Genomic DNA, 17,303 nt, shown 5'->3' on the forward strand with positions numbered 1-17,303 from the left:
CGCGGAAAATAATCATGAACGAGTTGAATGGCTACGATTTTGAAGACCTGGCGGTTGGTATGACCGCAACATTTGCGAAGACAATCACCGAAGCAGACATTGTGCTATTTGCCAGTGTCTCGGGTGATAACAACGCCATGCATATCAATGAAGAGTTTGCGCAGACCACACAGTTCAAAGGGCGGATTGCACACGGCATGCTGTCAGCCAGCGTGATATCGGCAGCGATCGCTGGTCGCCTGCCGGGCCCGGGGACGATTTACCTTAGCCAGAACTTGCGCTTTAAAGCGCCTGTTCGCCCGGGTGATACAGTCCATGCCATAGTCACTATCAAAGAGCTCATGCCAGAAAAACGGCGTGTCTCGTTGACGACGATATGTACCGTCGGCGGCAAAGTGGTGATTGATGGCGATGCCCTTGTGATGCCTACGGCGCGTGTTGGGAAGTAGTCAGATAAGTGGAAGTAGTCGTTGGAAGAAAGTAATCTTTAATTTGCGATGAGCTGAAAACTATGGTCTGCCCGACTGTATCCATTTTCTAAGGCACTTCGCAGAACCCGTAGCCATAAAGCAACAAAGCCTCCAGAGTGAATCACTCTGGAGGCTTTGTTTCAGCCTGCGTAAATTAACAAGCGGTAGTGTTAGCCACAGGTCCCCACGGCCCCGCAGGCGGAGCAGAAGTCGCAGCCGTCTTTGCGAATGACGGCCATGTTGCCGCATTCGTTGCACAAAGAGCCCTGCATCACTTTGATGCCACCACTGGTTTGTGGTGCAGCACCCGGGGTTTCGAGAATGCCCATCGTGCGGGTGGGGTAGCCGTTTTCGTCGAGGATGCCGAGCATGGCGTAGCGGTGCATGATCAAGCGTGCGATGTAGGCCACGGTCGAGGGCCAGTTTTGCTGCTTGTTCGAGCCAGGCACGCGGGCCATGAAATCGCCCAGTGGTTCGGCGTAGTTCATCAGTTTGCGCAACTTCATGCCGATCCATGCGGTATCAAGTACACGCATGTCAAGCGAGAGCAGGCGAGTCAAGCCATCCAGCGCACGGGGGTAGTGGCCGGAGAGCCACACTGAATAAGGACGCGTGACGCCATCAGGCAGGGTGATTTCTTTCAGGCCCAACACGAACTCTTCTCCGGAAACGGGGTTGCTGATATCCACTGTCCAGGAGAGCGTACCGTCGGTGCCGGTTTTCGGCTCATCACGGCTGAACATGCAGTCAATGACGGGTGTGGCGCTTTTCCCTGCGCCATTTTCTATCGCTGCGTCTTCCAGTGCGCCGAGTTTCTCGCAGCGATAGCGTACTACTTGCGCTAGCGCCGAGACTACACCCGGCACGCGCTTTTTCTCGCCATTGGGTGGGAAAGGCAGATCGAAGGCTTCTTCGTCCTGCGTTTTGGCCAGCGCGTCAAGTTTGAGTTTCAGCCAGGCTTTATCGTTGGCACGCATATCCATGGACAAGGTTTTTGCCACAGCGCCGATGCCGCGCGGTTGTTCGGCACCATTGACCCAGACTTCGAAGGGCATGGCACGGCCCATGTCGTTTTCAACCTGCCCGACGAAGAGGGCGAACTCGCCTTGTGGTGCTTCAATCATGTAAGTCCACGCGGTATTGCCATCGCTCATGCGTGGGCGGCTGGGCCAGCGCAGCGAGGCCAGCACGGGTGCGGGCAGGGCGCCGATGGAAAGACGCCGATTCGCTGAATCGATGGTGACATCCTGCGGCTGCTTTTGCGCATTGCTAGTGGTGGAATCAACCGAGAGCACGCTACCTAAAATCGAGTTGGGGCGATACGTGGCCAAACCTTTGAGTCCAGCTTTCCATGCGCTCATGTAAAGGTCTTCAAAGTCGGCGTAAGGGTAGTCGGCTGGCACATTCACGGTTTTGGAAATCGAGGTGTCAACAAAGGGCGCAACAGCAGCGACCATGTCTTTGTGTGCCTGTGCCGAGATGTCGAGCGCCGTCACAAAGTAGTCGGGCAACTTGCTGACATCACCGCCTTGATGCTTGTACAAGCGCCAGGCGTAATCTTCGACGGCGTATTCCTTGTGTGTGCCATCGGCCATGCGTTTTTTACGCGTGTAGGTCCAGGAGAAGGGCGGCTCGATACCGTTACTGGCGTTGTCGGCAAAGGCCAGGCTTATGGTGCCGGTGGGGGCAATGGAGAGCAGGTGCGAATTGCGCAAGCCATGCTTTCTGATCTGCTCTTTGACCTTATTCGACAGGCGCGAAGCGAAGTTGCCGCCAGCCAGATACAGGTCGGCGTTGAACAGCGGAAAGGCGCCGCGTTCTTTGGCGAGTTCGGCGGAATACAGGTAGGCGCGGTCGCGCATGTATTCTGAGATTTTTGCGCCCATATCGCGCGCGGCGGGTGTGTCGTAACGCAGACGCAGCATGATGAGCGCATCGCCCAGGCCGGTGTAACCCAGGCCAACGCGGCGTTTTGATTGTGCCTCCTGCAGCTGTTGCGGTAGTGGCCAGTGCGTGGCATCGAGCACGTTGTCGAGCATGCGCACAGAAGTGTCGATCACCTTGCCAAACGCGTCGAAGTCGAAGCGGGCCTGCTCCGAGAAGGCATCATGCACGAAGGTGGTGAGGTTGATGGAACCCAGGCAGCAGCAGCCATAAGGCGGCAACGGTTGTTCAGCGCAAGGGTTGGTGGCTTCGATGGTTTCGCAGTAGTACAGATTGTTGTCCTTGTTCATGCGGTCAAGGAACAGAATGCCCGGCTCGGCGTGGTCGTAGGTCGAGCGCATGATCTGATCCCACAGGTCACGGGCGCGCACCTTGCGATACACCCATAGCCCGTCTTCACGCGGGTAAGCGCCAGCGGCCTTGATGTCGGCAGTGGGTGTGGCACGGTGAGCCAGTTCAATTTCGCCATCGGTTTCCACCGCCAGCATAAACGCATCAGTGACGCCTACGGAGATGTTGAAATTGGTCAGATCGCCGTGGTCTTTGGCGTGGATGAATTCTTCGATATCGGGATGGTCGCAGCGCAACACGCCCATTTGCGCACCGCGTCGGCTGCCGGCGGATTCAACGGTTTCGCACGAGCGGTCGAACACCCGCATATAAGAGATGGGGCCGGACGCGCGTGATTGCGTGCCTTTGACATGCGCGCCAATCGGGCGGATAGATGAAAAATCGTAGCCTACACCGCCACCGCGCCGCATGGTTTCAGCGGCTTGCAATAGGGCGGTGTAGATGCCGGGGCGGCCATCCACAGTTTCAGAAATTGAATCGCCCACCGGTTGCACAAAGCAGTTGATCAGCGTGGCGCACAGATCGGTACCGGCGGCCGAGTTGATGCGTCCGGCAGGAACGAAACCGTTCTCCTGGGCTTCGAGAAAGCGCGCCTCCCAATGGGCGCGTTTGTCTTCGGTTTCAACGGTAGCGAGTGCGCGCGCAACCCGTCCGCGAACATCATGCACCGTACGCTCGTTGCCCTTGGCGTATTTTTCGATCAGGACTTCACCGGATATTTCTTGTGGCAAAGGTAGGCCCATTTGTCCGGTGTGTTCAATCACTGCGGATTGATTATCTGTTTGGTTGTTGTCTGTCATGTTGTCTCCCGATGAAAATGAGAATGTAGCTTGGGCTGAAAAGGAGTAATTAAAAAACGGGAATTGAAAAGTAAAAAAGTAACGAGTAGGAGTAACTAAAAAAGTGAGCGGTGAGAAGTAAGGTCAAGGGGCGGAAGGGGTGAAGAAAAGAGTGAAGAAGGGGCTGGCAAAAGAGGTGGAAAAAAGCAGCGACTAAATCTATTTTCGTGTGCGTTTGAAAGAGCATACCGCAGCTTTTTTAAACGGCAAAGCAATAAATTAAAATATATGTAAAACAGTTAGTTAAAAAATATTCTTGTGCTGAGAAGCAGGATGCATACTGTATATAGTAGGCTTAATTCCGAATTGAAAGCCGCAGAAAAGTCAAAAAAATGTCATGCTTTTCGGCTGTTGTGCCGCGCATTGGGTGGGTTTTCCATTCGTAATTCACAGCGCATAACGGGCGGCTTTTGTCCACGCGGGACGGTATTTTCTATACGCTGACGATGAATATGAGCTGAATATTGGCTGAAAAGTCGGTGCTGATGAGACGGCGAGGTGTTCTGTGTGGTATCTTCCAAGCCCTTTTTATATGGTTTCCTTCATGTCAGGCACACTCTCGGAAAGCACCGATTATCTGGCCGAACTGGATAATGAGTACGGTTCTGCCACGGTACAACGTGGTTTGGCGTATGCAACAGAGGGGCGTGTCTCGATTCTTTCCGTTGAACGAGATCCCCTGGAAATCCATGTGGAAGCCAGCGTACAGGGCAGTGTTCAGCTGCCGTATCAGGTGGATTTATGGCTGTCACTGACCGCAACCGGTGCCATTCGGGGTGTGGATAACGACTGTACTTGCCCGGTGGGCATGGACTGCAAACATGCCGTAGCCGCATTGTGGATGTACTACCAGCAGTCGGGATTGGTTCAGTCTGAAGGAAGTTTGTTGCCTGGCGCAGAAGCCTTTCCAGCGCCGAGCACCGCTGTCTTGGAATGGTTAGACGAGCTGGACGACACTCCGCCGGTGATGGATGTGCCAGCAATGAGCAAAAAAGCTTTGCTTCAATGCGTGGTGTATTTATTGCGGCGAGGGCAATCGATGCGATTGGCATTGGGCAAAAGTCGGCAGACTAAAACAGGTGGACTGGGTAAGCCCGTCATTTACCAACCGCAACCCTATGATTTAGGAAGCATGCGCAGCCATCGCGAGTTTATTCTTGACGACGATGTGCCTCCCCTGCGGCTGTTTATTGCGCTACAGGCCGGAACCACATTTCGCTATCAAGATGATGTTGAGCTGACTGGCGAGACGGGTGCTTTGTTGTTACGCCAAGCCCTGCGCACGGGAAGGCTGTACCTGGATGGCGCACTGGATCAGCCTGTACACCAAGGCCAGCCACAGCCCTTGGTGCTCAGTTGGGAACGTAATCTGGCGGGTTTGCAGCAGGCGCGTGTGCGTTTGCCTGAACCTTTGGAAGTTGTTTCCACCTGGCCATTGTTCTATCTTGATCCTGCGAATTTCCAGCTCGGCGAGTTGCATTCGGCTCTACCTGAAACGCTCCTGAAGAAATTATTGACTGCACCGCCACTGAATGAGGCTGATGCGCCCTTGGTACGTCAGCAGCTGTCGCGTATTGCGCAGCAAAAAGGCGTCAGTTTGCCTCTGCCCGATGCACCTGAAAGCATCGTTGCAGGCAAACCCATGGCGTATTTGACACTGACCGCGAGGCGGTTTCGCAGCTTTGCAGCGAAGGGCGCATTGGAGACGCATGCGATTGCCACCTTGCAGTTCAGGTATCCGGAAGGCATCAGTGTGGTGGGGAGTGAACGCCCCGCCCCCATGATGCGGCGACAAAAAGCGGGGGGGCAATGGGAAACGCTGCTGCGTGACCTGCAAGCTGAAGGCGAGGTATGGGCGTCTTTACAAGCATTAGGCTTTGAAAGTTATCGGCAGCGTTTGCCGGGCTATCAGGCCGCAGCGCTTGATGATTGCCTCATGCCGGGGCGTAGCGATGCGACCGGCTGGATGCCCTTTCTTGATACCGGCGTGGACGCGCTAGAGCAAGCCGGTGTATCCGTCACCTTGGCGGAAGACTTTCCCTTTCACTTGACTGCGGCAGATGAGTGGTTTGTTGGCGTAGAAGAAGCCGGTAGTGATTGGTTTAACCTTGATCTGGGCGTGATGGTCGGTGATGAACGGGTGAGCCTTGTGCCGCCGCTCTTGCGCTTGTTGCATGAACAGCCTAAGTTTTTAGCTACGGTGCGGGCGCTGGAAGACGACGTCAGTATTCCAGTAGCGCTTGATGCACGCCGTATCCTGCCCGTACCGGCTGGGCGACTCAAAGCGTGGTTACTGCCGCTTCTAGAATTTCTTGATGATGACCGGCCTCGGTTGGCGCGTCATCATGCCTCCGCCTTGGCCGGGTTGGAGGAGCATGCGACACAGTGGATCGGTAGCGATGAGCTGCGGATGCTGGCGAAAAAATTGCAGGATTTTTCTGGCATGACACATCAGCCCCCCGCTACCGGCTTTATGGCAACCTTACGGCCTTATCAACAAGTGGGACTTAATTGGCTGCAATTTCTGCGCGAATATGGCCTGGCCGGCATCCTTGCCGATGACATGGGGCTAGGCAAGACCGTACAGACACTGGCTCACTTGCATCTGGAAAAAGTTTCTGGCCGCGCTGACAAACCTAGCCTTGTAGTGGCAACAACAAGCCTGATGGTCAACTGGAAAAATGAAGCTGCCCAGTTCACCCCTGATCTGAACGTGCTGGTGCTGCATGGCAAGGATCGTGCGGATCGATTCGATGAAATCGCGGCTGCCGACATTATTCTTACCACCTACCCTTTGCTCGTGCGCGACCGTGACATACTTTTAGCGCATGACTATCATCTGCTGGTGATGGATGAGGCACAGTTCATCAAAAACCCGAAAGCACAGGCGCATCAGGTGGCACGTCAATTAAAGGCGCGGCATCGGTTGTCTTTAACCGGAACGCCCTTGGAAAACCATCTAGGTGAGTTGTGGGCGCAATTTGATTTTCTTATGCCGGGCTTATTGGGTCGCGCGCAGCATTTTGCAAAACTTTTTCGAACACCGATTGAAAAAATGGGTGACGAAGAAGTACGGCGTCGACTGGCAGATAGAGTTAGGCCCTTTCTGTTGCGAAGAACAAAAGAGCAGGTGTTGAGAGAGCTGCCACCGCGAACAGAAATTGTGCGCTGGGTTGAGCTCGAAGGAAGCCAGCGAGATATTTACGAAAGCCTGCGCGTCGTGTTCGACAAAAAACTGCGCCAAGTCCTGGCCCAGCAAGGTGCGGGACGCAGCCAGATCATGATTCTCGATGCCCTGTTAAAACTGCGCCAAGTCTGCTGTGATCCTCGCTTGGTCAAGTTGCCGGCGACCGAAGCGCTAGTCAAAAAAGGCGCGGTACCTTCTGCCAAATTAGACACACTCATGGAGATGCTGGAAGAGCTGCTGGATGAAGGGCGTAAGGTGCTGCTGTTTTCGCAATTCACTTCGATGCTCGCGTTAATCGAAGAGGCACTGAAGGCAAAGAATATTTCCTATGTCAAACTCACCGGCCAGACGACTGACCGCGAAATACCCATACGTCATTTTCAAGAAGGTCGCGTCCCATTGTTTCTTATCAGCCTTAAGGCAGGGGGCACGGGTTTGAATCTCACCGCAGCCGATACGGTGATTCATTATGATCCCTGGTGGAACCCGGCGGTGGAAGAGCAGGCAACCGCGCGAGCCCACCGCATCGGTCAGGATAAGTCTGTATTTGTTTACAAGCTGTTGACTCAGGGAACGGTAGAAGAAAAAATACTTGCACTCCAGAACCGTAAGCGCGGCATGGCCGATCAGTTGCTGCGCAAAAATACCGAAGCCGAAGAAGGCGGCGGGCACCTGATTACGGCGGATGATCTGGATGTGCTGTTTCAACCGCTGATTTAGGGGCAAAAGATGCAGAACAAAACGCATGAAGAAGTGGCGTGAAGCGGCGTGATGGATGTGAAGAAAACTTGATTCTTTCATTGCCATCTCGCATAATAGCGGCCTTGCCTGCGATATTTTAACGGGCAAATGTAACTGTGGTGGCTGTAGCTCAGCTGGTAGAGTCCCGGATTGTGATTCCGGTTGTCGTGGGTTCGAGTCCCATCAGCCACCCCACCTTTTCTGGGTTTTTGAGAAAGTAGCCGCTAATGTTTTGTGCATCTGTATCAGATGCTGAACCCTCGGACAGCGACACGCTACGCATTAAGCCTTAACCGATCCGCTATTATCTGCGCAGCCATTGGCTGATTCAATCCGGTTTTCGGGAGCGTCTTATCGAATCTATTGAGGTGTTCTGCTATCACTGCGGCTTGCCTGTTCCTCCAGGAACAAAGACTTTCATTACTATCGACGCCGTGCCCCGCGTGCTGTGCTGTACGGGGTGTCAGGCGGTGGCGCAGGCGATTGTCGGTAATCACCTCACCGAGTATTACCGTCACCGCGATGCGCTGCCGGAAAGTCCCCGTGAAGCGCTGCCAGTAGCCTTAGAGATACTGGGTTTGTTTGATCATCCCAAGGCACAGAAAAATTTCGTTCGGGCGGCGGGAGAGCATGAGCGAGAAGCGGCACTGATTCTCGAAGGTATCACCTGCGCAGCCTGCGTCTGGCTTAACGAGGCGCACTTGCGCCGCCAGCCGGGCGTGACTTCGGTCGATATCAATTACGCCACACGTCGTGCCCGGGTGCGTTGGGATACGCGGGTGACGAAGCTCTCCAAACTGCTCGAAGCTGTTGTGGCTATTGGTTACCGGGCCCATCCTTACGATGTGGCGCGCTCGGAAAGTCTGGCACAGAAAGAGCGCAAGACGGCGCTCTGGCGGCTGTTCGTCGCCGGCTTTGGCATGATGCAGGTGATGATGTATGCCATTCCGGTCTATCTTGCGCAAACAGACAGCGGTAGCGACATGACGTCTGACATTCAGCAATTGATGCGTTGGGCCAGTCTGATTCTTACCGTGCCGGTGGTCCTTTATTCTGCGGCACCATTTTTTACCAACGCCTGGCGTGATGTGACATTGCGCCGACTCGGCATGGATGTACCCGTGGCACTTGGGGTGGGGAGTGCGTTTGCCGCGAGCCTGTGGGCAACGCTGTCGGGTCGTGGCGAAGTGTATTTTGATTCGGTCACGATGTTTGTCTTCTTTCTGCTTGCCGGGCGTTACCTTGAAATGATGGCTCGGCAGAAAGCGGTGCGTAGTGTTGAGACACTGGCACGCGCCATGCCGACATTGGCGACACGGTTTGTGCGCTGGCCAGAGGCGGCTTGCGAGCAGGTGGCGGCAGCCGAACTTCGTGTGGGTGATGTGATACAGATAGCTCCTGGTGAAAGCATTCCAGCGGATGGTGAGGTGATCGCGGGGGTCAGTGCAGCCGACGAGTCGTTACTCACGGGGGAAAGCCGACCGTTGCCTAAAGTGGCTGGTGATGAACTGATCGGTGGCAGTGTCAATGTGAACAGCCCGCTGACGATGCGTGTACTGCGTCTGGGCCAAGACACGCGGCTGGCAGCGATTACACGATTGATGGAACGGGCAGCAGCAGAAAAACCGCACGTGGTGCATATGGCGGATCGTGTCGCCGGACGTTTCGTTGTGGCGGTATTGTTATTGGCAGTGGCGACGGCGTTGGTCTGGTGGCAGCTTGATCCGGCTCAGGCGTTGTGGGTGTTCGTCGCCGTGCTGGTAGTGAGCTGTCCTTGTGCGCTGTCGTTGGCTACTCCGGTGGCCCTGACGGTAGCTACCGGCGCGTTGGCTGCACGTGGCGTGCTGGTGACCCGCGGGCATGCCATTGAAACACTGGCACAAGCGAATCATTTCATCTTCGACAAAACCGGTACGCTGACGCTGGGCCAGCTGACACTGATCGAAATGATCACTTGCCGCAGCACGCCAGAAGCCGCGATTGCCCTGGCAGCAGGACTGGAGCAGGGCTCGGAGCATCCCATCGGTCGTGCTTTGCGGCAGGCTGCCAACAGTATCGCGCCCGTTGCCAACGTGCGCGCAGTGACTGGCGCCGGCGTGCTTGGCGTTGTCGATGCCATCGAATGGCGGCTGGGGCGGCCGGATTTTGTGGCTGGTCTGCATCAAAAACCATTGCCACTGGAGATCGAAGCAAAAGTCGGCGCTGGTGATACGGTGATTGCGCTGGGTTCTGCCGATGGATGGCAGGCTTTTTTTCGGTTAGGTGATGACGTGCGTCCCGAAGCCGCTGCGGCGATGGTTGCCTTGCGATGCGCCGGTGTAACACTGTCGATCTTTAGCGGCGATGCCTCTGCCGCCGTGCAGCGAGTCGGTCAAGCCTTGGGCATTGCCGATGTGCGTGGCGGGATGACGCCCGAAGAAAAGCACGCAGCAATGACAGCCTTGCAGGCAACGGGAGCCGTTGTGGCCATGGTGGGTGATGGCGTCAATGACGCACCGGTGCTAGCGAAAGCTCAAGTATCCATTGCCATGGGCGGTGGTGCTGATCTGGCGCGAGCGCAGGCAGATATCGTGCTGCTGGGCAATCATTTGGCGGCGCTGGCCCCCGGGGTGGTGCTGGCCCGACGAACCGTGCGTGTCGTAAGACAAAACCTGTTATGGGCCTTTACCTATAATCTGACCGCTATTCCGCTCGCCATGATCGGCTGGGTGACCCCCTGGATGGCAGGGATAGGCATGTCGGCCAGCTCGTTGCTGGTGGTGCTCAATGCCTTGCGTCTGCAACGCGGGAGATAAATACACATGGACGTTCTTTACCTTCTGATTCCTCTCTCTTTAGTGCTGGTGTTTGTCATTGGCGCCATTTTCTGGTGGTCGTTGAAAAGCGGTCAGTTTGATGATCTCGAAGGCCCGGGTTATCGGTTGTTGATGGACGATGATGACGTTTCAACAAGTGATCAATACCCAAAAGAGAATTCAAAAAAGCCAGAAAGGGTTTGAGCAAAAAGTCGCCAAAAATATATAGGGTAATGATTGGGTAGCTTGATTTACCTCTATTTCATGGGGTTATTTTTTTAGGGATCTATCCTGGTGACGCATAAACCATTGCATTTTTAATGCAATGCAGCATTGTTTGATTTAGATCAAATAGTCTTCGATCTGCTATCACGTAAGCTGCGACCATCTGATTTCTTCAGGTCACTTGTCTGACTAGAGCGGCTGGTTCGGCTTTTTTATTTTTGAGGTGAATACATGATGCAATCGCCAGCAACTTATCACTATAAAGTTGTACGCCAATTTACTGTGATGGCGGTTATCTGGGGTATTGTTGGCATGCTGGTCGGAGTCATTATTGCCGCCCAGCTGGTCTGGCCTGAATTAAATGTCAGCGAGTATCTGGGTTATGGCCGATTGAGACCGCTGCATACCAATGCGGTTATTTTTGCGTTTGGCGGCTGCGCGCTGTTTTCTACATCCTATTACGTGGTGCAACGCACCAGTCACGCACCGTTATTCGCACCAGGTCTGGCCGCTTTCACTTTCTGGGGCTGGCAGCTCGTCATCGTGCTTGCGGCTGTCACGCTCCCGTTGGGCATGACCCAGGGGAAAGAATATGCCGAGCTGGAATGGCCGATCGACATTCTGATCACGCTGGTGTGGGTGTCTTATGCCGTAGTATTTTTCGGCACCATCGCTAAGCGTACCGTTTCTCATATCTACGTTGCTAACTGGTTTTACGGCGGCTTTATTTTGGCGGTTGCGCTTTTGCATCTGGTTAATAGTGCGGCAATTCCGGTCAGCCTGTTTCCGATGAAGTCTTACTCCGCCTATGCAGGCGTGCAAGATGCGATGGTGGAATGGTGGTATGGACACAATGCCGTGGGATTCTTTCTCACTGCAGGTTTTCTTGGCATGATGTATTACTTTGTACCCAAGCAAGCGGGGCGTCCGATATATTCCTACCGCCTCTCGGTGGTGCACTTCTGGGCGCTGATCTTCACTTACATGTGGGCTGGTCCGCACCACCTGCATTACACCGCGCTGCCGGACTGGACGCAAAGCGTCGGCATGGTGTTTTCGCTGATTCTGTTGGCACCCTCATGGGGCGGCATGATCAACGGCATCATGACGTTGTCTGGTGCATGGCATAAATTGCGTGATGATCCGATCCTGAAGTTCTTGATTACTTCGCTATCTTTCTATGGCATGTCGACCTTTGAAGGCCCGATGATGTCAATCAAGACGGTCAATGCGCTTTCGCACTACACCGACTGGACCATTGGCCATGTGCATTCCGGTGCGTTGGGCTGGGTGGCCATGATTTCGATTGGTTCTATCTACTATCTGTTGCCGCGCCTGTATGGCAAAGCGCAGATGCATAGCATGAAAGCTGTCGAAACCCACTTCTGGGTCGCCACCACCGGCATTGTTCTCTACATCGCTTCGATGTGGATTGCGGGCGTCATGCAAGGCTTGATGTGGCGTGCTACCAACCCTGACGGCACGTTGACCTACTCGTTCGTTGAATCGGTGAAGGCAAGTTATCCCTTCTGGACCATCCGCTTGCTTGGTGGCGTCCTGTTCCTGACGGGCATGCTGATCATGGCATGGAATATGTTCAGGACGATGGCCGGGGGGCAAGTGGTCGATGCCCCGGTTCTTAAGGCAGCGGTGGCACATTAGATAGATACGGTACCCCACGGGCACCCCACAGAATAAAACAGGAGTTCCAGGCTATGTTGACGCACGACAAGATTGAAAGAAATGTTGGCTTGTTGATTGTGCTGACCATTCTTACCGTGAGTGTGGGGGGATTGCTGGAAATCGTACCGTTGTTTTTTCAGAAATCCACCACTTCACCAGCCAATGAACTTGTAAAGCCATACGACCCGCTAAGACTTTCTGGGCGCGATATTTACATTCGCGAGGGCTGCTATAACTGCCATTCGCAAATGATTCGTCCGTTTCGCGCCGAAACCGAGCGCTATGGCCATTATTCGGTGGCGGGTGAATTTATCTACGACCACCCCTTTCAATGGGGTTCGAAGCGTACCGGTCCAGATCTGGCGCGCGTCGGAGGTCGGTATTCCGATCTGTGGCACAGGACACACTTGCTCAATCCGCGCGATGTCGTTCCTGAATCGAACATGCCGGCTTATTCCTGGCTGGATCGGCCACTCAAGGATAGTGACATCGAGACCAAGATGAGAGCGTTGCGTGTCGTCGGTGTGCCCTATACCGATGATGAGATTGCTGGCGCGAAAAAGGCGCTCGAAGGTAAAACTGAGCTTGATGCCTTAATTGCTTACCTGCAGGGTATGGGAACGGCAATCAAGCAGGTTCGTTGAGTAGAGATACCAAATGGACATCAATGACTTGCGCTCTACATTTACGGTGCTGTCGTTTCTGGTCTTCATTGGCATCGTCTGGTGGGCCTATTCAGATCGTCGTAAAACAGATTATGACGAAGCTGCGAGGTTACCCCTTGATGACGACAAGCCTTTAACACCAGACACGACGACTGCTGTGCAGGGAAACGAAAAACAGGAAAAGAAAACATCATGAGCGATTTTGTGAGTGGCGTCTGGAATATCTATATTGCCGTTATTACCATCGTCAGCATTCTCGGTTGCGCCCTTTTGCTCTGGATGCAAAGCTCGGCCAAACACGTTGAAGGAAAAACCACGGGGCATGTCTGGGATGAAACCCTAGAAGAGTTTAGCAACCCGCTACCGAACTGGTGGCGTTGGTTGTTTTATTTAACGGTGGTATTCGCCCTGTTCTACTTGACCATGTATCCCGGTTTAGGCAGCTTTAAAGGGCAATACCAATGGACTTCCACTGGACAATACGATAATGAAATGAAAAAAGCGGATGATCAGTATGGACCGATTTTTCAAAAATATTTGAAACAGGATATTCGCGTGGTCGCAATTAACCCGGAAGCCAGAGAGATGGGGCAGCGGCTTTTTTTGACTTATTGTGCACAGTGTCATGGGTCAGATGCGCGGGGTACAAAAGGCTTCCCCAACCTTACTGACAAAGACTGGCTGTTTGGTGGGTCGCCGGGGCAAATCAAAGAAACCATCACGCAAGGGCGAAGTGCGATGATGCCAGCCAAGGGAGTCAAGCCAGATTTAACTGGCGATGAAATCAAAGATATCGCTCACTATGTGCGATCCCTTTCTGGTCTTGCTGCAGACCCCATACGCATTCATCGAGGCCAGCAATTGTTTAGCGTTGCTTGTGCCGCCTGTCATGGGGCAGAAGGCAAGGGCAATGTGGGATTGGCGCCTAATCTTGCAGATAAAGTATGGCTTTATGGCAGCTCAGAAGCCACGATTATAGAAACCATCAGCAATGGACGGGTCAATCATATGCCCGCTTTTGGGGATTTTCTGGGTGAAGCCAAGGTTCATTTGCTCACTGCTTACGTCTATGGGCTGGGAGGCGGGCAGGAAGCGCCTGCCACGACACCTTGACAACGCGCCGACGGGGGATGCGATAGGTGCGACGCATTAAATTGGAAAGACAAATATTGAACTTGCCGACGCTACTGGAGATAGTTTCTTTTTAACCTTGATTCACTTCAGATACTAACCATGGCCACACTATCGGCACCCACGTCCAAACCGGTAACTTTTGTTGAGCAAAGCCTGTACGAAGTACATGCAAAGGTATACCCGCGATCAGTTACCGGGGTTTATGCCACTTGGCGTTGGCTGATGGTATGGCTGACACAAGCGCTGTTCTATGGTTTGTGTTGGCTCCCATGGAATGGCAGACAGGCTGTCCTTTTTGATCTAACCGCTCGAAAATTCTATATTTTCGGGCTGGTCTTCTGGCCGCAAGACATCATTTATCTGGCTGTCCTGCTCATTATTTCAGCCTATTCGCTCTTTCTATTTACCGCCGTTGGGGGACGGTTATGGTGTGGTTATGCCTGCCCGCAGACGGTATATACCGAAATATTTCTTTGGATTGAGCGCAAGATAGAAGGCGATCGTTTGGCTCGTATCAAGCTTGATGCGAACGCAATGTCCATGAGAAAGCTGTTATTACGTGCTGCAAAATATGGCGCCTGGAGTCTTTTGGCCTTATGGACTGGATTTACTTTTGTCGGTTATTTCACGCCTGTTAAAACACTGTGGGAGTTGGTTTGGAGTTTTTCACTGGGACCCTGGGAAACTTTCTGGATCATTTTTTACGGATCTTTTACCTATGTGTTCGCTGGTCACCTGCGTGAGCAGGTATGCAAATACATGTGCCCATACGCACGATTTCAAGGGGTCATGTTTGATCCCGACACACTAACCATTACCTATGATGCTACCCGTGGAGAGCCAAGAGGTCCCCATAAAAAGGGCGAGGCATACAAAGCAGAAGGCAAGGGGGATTGCGTTGATTGCCGTATTTGCGTCCAGGTATGTCCGACAGGCATTGATATCCGCAAGGGGTTGCAATACGAATGTATAGGCTGCGCCGCTTGCATTGATGCGTGCGATCAGGTCATGGAAAAAATGGGTACACCCAAGGGGCTGATTCGCTACTCGACCGAACATGCGATTGCGGCTAAACGGGGCTGGAAAGATATTATTCGCCATATCATTCGGCTGCGCGTGCTGGTTTATACGGCAATTCTATGGACGATTATTGCTGCTTTTATCTGGGGAATTGTCACTAAGCCGACACTACGCGTGGATGTCATTCGTGATCGCGCCGTGCTGGCACGTGAAGTGGAAGGTGGCATGATCGAGAACGTTTACCGGCTGCATGTGATGAATGTATCTGAAGCCGCGCACCGCTATGCAATTACAGTGAGCGGTTTGCCAGAGATTGATATGGTCGGTGAGCGCATCATTGAGGTGCCACCTGCGGGTGATCAGACTTTTACGGTTCAGGTGCGTGTGCCACCTGAAAGCGGAAAGAGAGGTTCCAACGTGATTTACTTCGACGTGAAAGCGATGGCAGATGAAAAAACTGCCGTGCGAGAAAAAGCGACTTTTCTTCAGCCATGAAGGGACTGCAAAGCGCTTCTCATCGTCGGCCGTGGTATCGGGAACCATGGCCCTGGATTCTGATGAGTGGTCCCTTCATCGTGGTGGTTGCGGCACTGACCACTGCATGGATCGCTGTCAAAACTGATGATGGTCTGGTGACGGCGGATTATTACAAAAAAGGCCTGGCTATAAATCAAACCCTGATCAGTAGTGAGCAGGCAAGAAAGGTTGGCTTGGCGGCAGGTATCCGCATCGCAGGTCATGGACTTTCTATTCGTCTGCAGGCAACGGACCCTGCTTTTGCGTTGCCATCTCTACTGCTGGTCAGTATTTCCCATCCCACGCGGGCAGGACTAGATCAGACATTTCAGTTGACGCGAGCCGGCGACATGTATAGCAGCGACACGATTAATTTACCAGTCTCTGGCCATTGGCTTGTTTTACTTGAGGATGACAAGAAAACCTGGCGTTTATTAGGTAATGTTGTTTTGCCCGCCAATGGTGAAACACTCATTGGAGCCGCTAAAACAACCAAGTAACCAACCCGCTAATTTCAGTGATTATGGTAAACCTGCCACGTGATATATGAAAATAATGTTTGATTCCACCTAGGAGAGACGCCATGCAAAATATCCTGTCCGTACTGTGGCCATCTTTTTTGGTTGCTGGCATTGCTGAGGGAATTTTTTTTACACTGATTGACCCGCGTGAGCTTTATTTGCTTGGCGAACCCGTTCACTTTTCCAGTCTGGCAACCTATTCCATTGGTTTTTTTTGTTTCTGGGCCATTTGTGCCGCTTCCAGTATGGCGACTTGCTATCTTCTCCGTACTGCAAAAGAACCTGATGATGCTGATCGGAAAACCTAATTCCACAGGAAATTGCTGAGTACAGACAATCTATCTATCGATCATTTGCCCAGGATTTTGAGTGGATGAGTGGATTGGTGTCTTCTGCATTAGCGGCTAGAGCCTGTCCTGAGATAGCATTTTTTTAAGTCTGACAGTATCTACGAGCCGGATATGCTTTTTCTCTACCTGGAGCAATCCCTCTTCCTGAAGATGGGAAAACGTACGGCTGACTGTTTCCAGTTTTAAGCCAAGGTAAGAACCAATTTCTTCACGTGTCATGCGCAGATTGAAATCTCTGGCGGCATAACCCCGAGCCGCATATCGCTGAGACAAGTTAAGTAAAAATGCAATCACGCGCTCTTCTGCATGCATCGCGCCTAACATCATCATCATTCCCTGATCGCGAACAATCTCGCGGCTCATGACCCGATGCAAGTGACGTTGCAGTGTGGGTACCTTGACTGAAATCGTTTCCAGTTCATGAAATGGAATAAGACAGACTTCGCTATCCTCGAGTGCAATCGCATCACAATGATGAGTTTCTGCACTAATACCGTCCATGCCCAACACTTCGCCCGTCATGTAGAAACTGGTAACTTGGTGACGGCCATCTTCAGACAATACTTCAGTTTTGAAAAATCCAAGCTTCACCGCATAAATCGCCGTGAAGCGGTCGCCTGAGCGAAAAATTGCTTCGCCACGCGCAATTTTTCTCCGCTCACCCACTAGATTGTCCACCACGGAAAGCTCAGTCTCTGAAAGCCCAACGGGCAAACACAGCTCCTGCAAATTGCATTGCGAACAGGCCGATTGAAGTTTAGTAATTTCGGTCATGATTAAAACGTTTCATCAAAGCAACACCTCAATCCACATTGTTGTTGACCTTTATCAACCCGGCATCTGAAAAATTGCGGCAACATGA

At 52.9% G+C, this 17,303-nt stretch carries 13 protein-coding genes and 1 tRNA gene; 12 read left to right on the plus strand and 2 right to left on the minus strand.

Annotated elements, in window-relative coordinates; translation table 11 throughout:
- The first annotated feature begins 14 nt into the window (after nucleotides 1–14).
- Nucleotides 15–449: a MaoC family dehydratase gene (locus PG1C_RS06405; RefSeq protein ID WP_202636564.1), complete on the plus strand. Its 435-nt coding sequence runs from the start codon at nucleotides 15–17 to the stop codon at nucleotides 447–449.
- Nucleotides 450–640: 191 nt separating this feature from the next.
- Here the strand turns inward: PG1C_RS06405 and PG1C_RS06410 are convergent, their stop codons facing one another.
- On the minus strand, nucleotides 641–3,508 hold the full coding sequence (locus PG1C_RS06410; protein WP_202636952.1) for an adenosylcobalamin-dependent ribonucleoside-diphosphate reductase: 2,868 nt from the start codon (nucleotides 3,506–3,508) through the stop codon (nucleotides 641–643).
- Nucleotides 3,509–4,148: 640 nt separating this feature from the next.
- Here PG1C_RS06410 and PG1C_RS06415 point away from each other — a divergent pair.
- From PG1C_RS06415 to PG1C_RS06465, 11 genes are all read left to right on the plus strand, one after another.
- Nucleotides 4,149–7,511, plus strand: coding sequence for a DEAD/DEAH box helicase (locus tag PG1C_RS06415; protein ID WP_202636566.1), 3,363 nt, complete (start codon nucleotides 4,149–4,151; stop codon nucleotides 7,509–7,511).
- 140 nt (nucleotides 7,512–7,651) lie between these two features.
- Nucleotides 7,652–7,727: transfer RNA gene (locus tag PG1C_RS06420), tRNA-His, on the plus strand.
- A 173-nt stretch (nucleotides 7,728–7,900) separates the two neighbouring features.
- The gene (locus tag PG1C_RS06425; RefSeq protein ID WP_284431803.1) at nucleotides 7,901–10,327 is read left to right on the plus strand and encodes a heavy metal translocating P-type ATPase; all 2,427 of its coding nucleotides are present in this window, start codon (nucleotides 7,901–7,903) and stop codon (nucleotides 10,325–10,327) included.
- A 6-nt stretch (nucleotides 10,328–10,333) separates the two neighbouring features.
- Entirely contained in the window at nucleotides 10,334–10,531 is a 198-nt protein-coding gene (gene ccoS, locus PG1C_RS06430) for a cbb3-type cytochrome oxidase assembly protein CcoS (protein WP_202636568.1), read from the plus strand.
- Nucleotides 10,532–10,783: 252 nt separating this feature from the next.
- A complete protein-coding gene (gene ccoN / locus PG1C_RS06435) occupies nucleotides 10,784–12,214 on the plus strand; it encodes a cytochrome-c oxidase, cbb3-type subunit I (protein WP_414629202.1) in 1,431 nt (476 codons plus the stop codon).
- A gap of 53 nt (nucleotides 12,215–12,267) precedes the next feature.
- A complete protein-coding gene (gene ccoO, locus PG1C_RS06440; protein ID WP_202636569.1) occupies nucleotides 12,268–12,879 on the plus strand; it encodes a cytochrome-c oxidase, cbb3-type subunit II in 612 nt (203 codons plus the stop codon).
- 13 nt (nucleotides 12,880–12,892) lie between these two features.
- Nucleotides 12,893–13,096 carry a cbb3-type cytochrome oxidase subunit 3 gene (locus tag PG1C_RS06445; RefSeq protein ID WP_202636571.1) on the plus strand — a complete coding sequence of 68 codons (204 nt, stop codon included), beginning with the start codon at nucleotides 12,893–12,895 and terminating at the stop codon, nucleotides 13,094–13,096.
- Nucleotides 13,093–14,013, plus strand: a complete 921-nt coding sequence (gene ccoP / locus PG1C_RS06450) for a cytochrome-c oxidase, cbb3-type subunit III (RefSeq protein ID WP_202636573.1) — start codon at nucleotides 13,093–13,095, stop codon at nucleotides 14,011–14,013. Before PG1C_RS06445 ends, ccoP begins: the two co-directional genes overlap by 4 nt.
- Nucleotides 14,014–14,133: 120 nt before the next feature.
- The gene (ccoG, locus tag PG1C_RS06455) at nucleotides 14,134–15,549 is read left to right on the plus strand and encodes a cytochrome c oxidase accessory protein CcoG (protein WP_202636574.1); all 1,416 of its coding nucleotides are present in this window, start codon (nucleotides 14,134–14,136) and stop codon (nucleotides 15,547–15,549) included.
- Nucleotides 15,546–16,070: a FixH family protein gene (locus tag PG1C_RS06460; RefSeq protein WP_202636577.1), complete on the plus strand. Its 525-nt coding sequence runs from the start codon at nucleotides 15,546–15,548 to the stop codon at nucleotides 16,068–16,070. Before ccoG ends, PG1C_RS06460 begins: the two co-directional genes overlap by 4 nt.
- An 83-nt stretch (nucleotides 16,071–16,153) precedes the next feature.
- Entirely contained in the window at nucleotides 16,154–16,399 is a 246-nt protein-coding gene (locus PG1C_RS06465) for a hypothetical protein (RefSeq protein ID WP_202636579.1), read from the plus strand.
- Between the two features lie 96 nt (nucleotides 16,400–16,495).
- Here the strand turns inward: PG1C_RS06465 and fnr are convergent, their stop codons facing one another.
- The gene (fnr, locus tag PG1C_RS06470) at nucleotides 16,496–17,215 is read right to left on the minus strand and encodes a fumarate/nitrate reduction transcriptional regulator Fnr (protein ID WP_202636581.1); all 720 of its coding nucleotides are present in this window, start codon (nucleotides 17,213–17,215) and stop codon (nucleotides 16,496–16,498) included.
- Nucleotides 17,216–17,303 lie beyond the last annotated feature (88 nt).

Origin of the sequence: Rugosibacter aromaticivorans, from assembly GCF_000934545.1 — a bacterium.
GTDB lineage: Bacteria > Pseudomonadota > Gammaproteobacteria > Burkholderiales > Rhodocyclaceae > Rugosibacter > Rugosibacter aromaticivorans.

What these genes read in the sequence shown, in the direction of transcription:
- PG1C_RS06405 (WP_202636564.1), top strand. Translation starts at nt 15, where the DNA reads ATGAACGAGTTGAATGGCTACGATTTTGAAGACCTGGCGGTTGGTATG.
- ccoS (WP_202636568.1), top strand. Translation starts at nt 10,334, where the DNA reads ATGGACGTTCTTTACCTTCTGATTCCTCTCTCTTTAGTGCTGGTGTTT.
- ccoO (WP_202636569.1), top strand. Translation starts at nt 12,268, where the DNA reads ATGTTGACGCACGACAAGATTGAAAGAAATGTTGGCTTGTTGATTGTG.
- fnr (WP_202636581.1), bottom strand. Translation starts at nt 17,215, where the DNA reads ATGACCGAAATTACTAAACTTCAATCGGCCTGTTCGCAATGCAATTTG.
- ccoN (WP_414629202.1), top strand. Translation starts at nt 10,784, where the DNA reads ATGATGCAATCGCCAGCAACTTATCACTATAAAGTTGTACGCCAATTT.
- PG1C_RS06460 (WP_202636577.1), top strand. Translation starts at nt 15,546, where the DNA reads ATGAAGGGACTGCAAAGCGCTTCTCATCGTCGGCCGTGGTATCGGGAA.
- PG1C_RS06445 (WP_202636571.1), top strand. Translation starts at nt 12,893, where the DNA reads ATGGACATCAATGACTTGCGCTCTACATTTACGGTGCTGTCGTTTCTG.
- PG1C_RS06410 (WP_202636952.1), bottom strand. Translation starts at nt 3,508, where the DNA reads ATGGGCCTACCTTTGCCACAAGAAATATCCGGTGAAGTCCTGATCGAA.
- PG1C_RS06415 (WP_202636566.1), top strand. Translation starts at nt 4,149, where the DNA reads ATGTCAGGCACACTCTCGGAAAGCACCGATTATCTGGCCGAACTGGAT.
- PG1C_RS06465 (WP_202636579.1), top strand. Translation starts at nt 16,154, where the DNA reads ATGCAAAATATCCTGTCCGTACTGTGGCCATCTTTTTTGGTTGCTGGC.
- ccoG (WP_202636574.1), top strand. Translation starts at nt 14,134, where the DNA reads ATGGCCACACTATCGGCACCCACGTCCAAACCGGTAACTTTTGTTGAG.
- ccoP (WP_202636573.1), top strand. Translation starts at nt 13,093, where the DNA reads ATGAGCGATTTTGTGAGTGGCGTCTGGAATATCTATATTGCCGTTATT.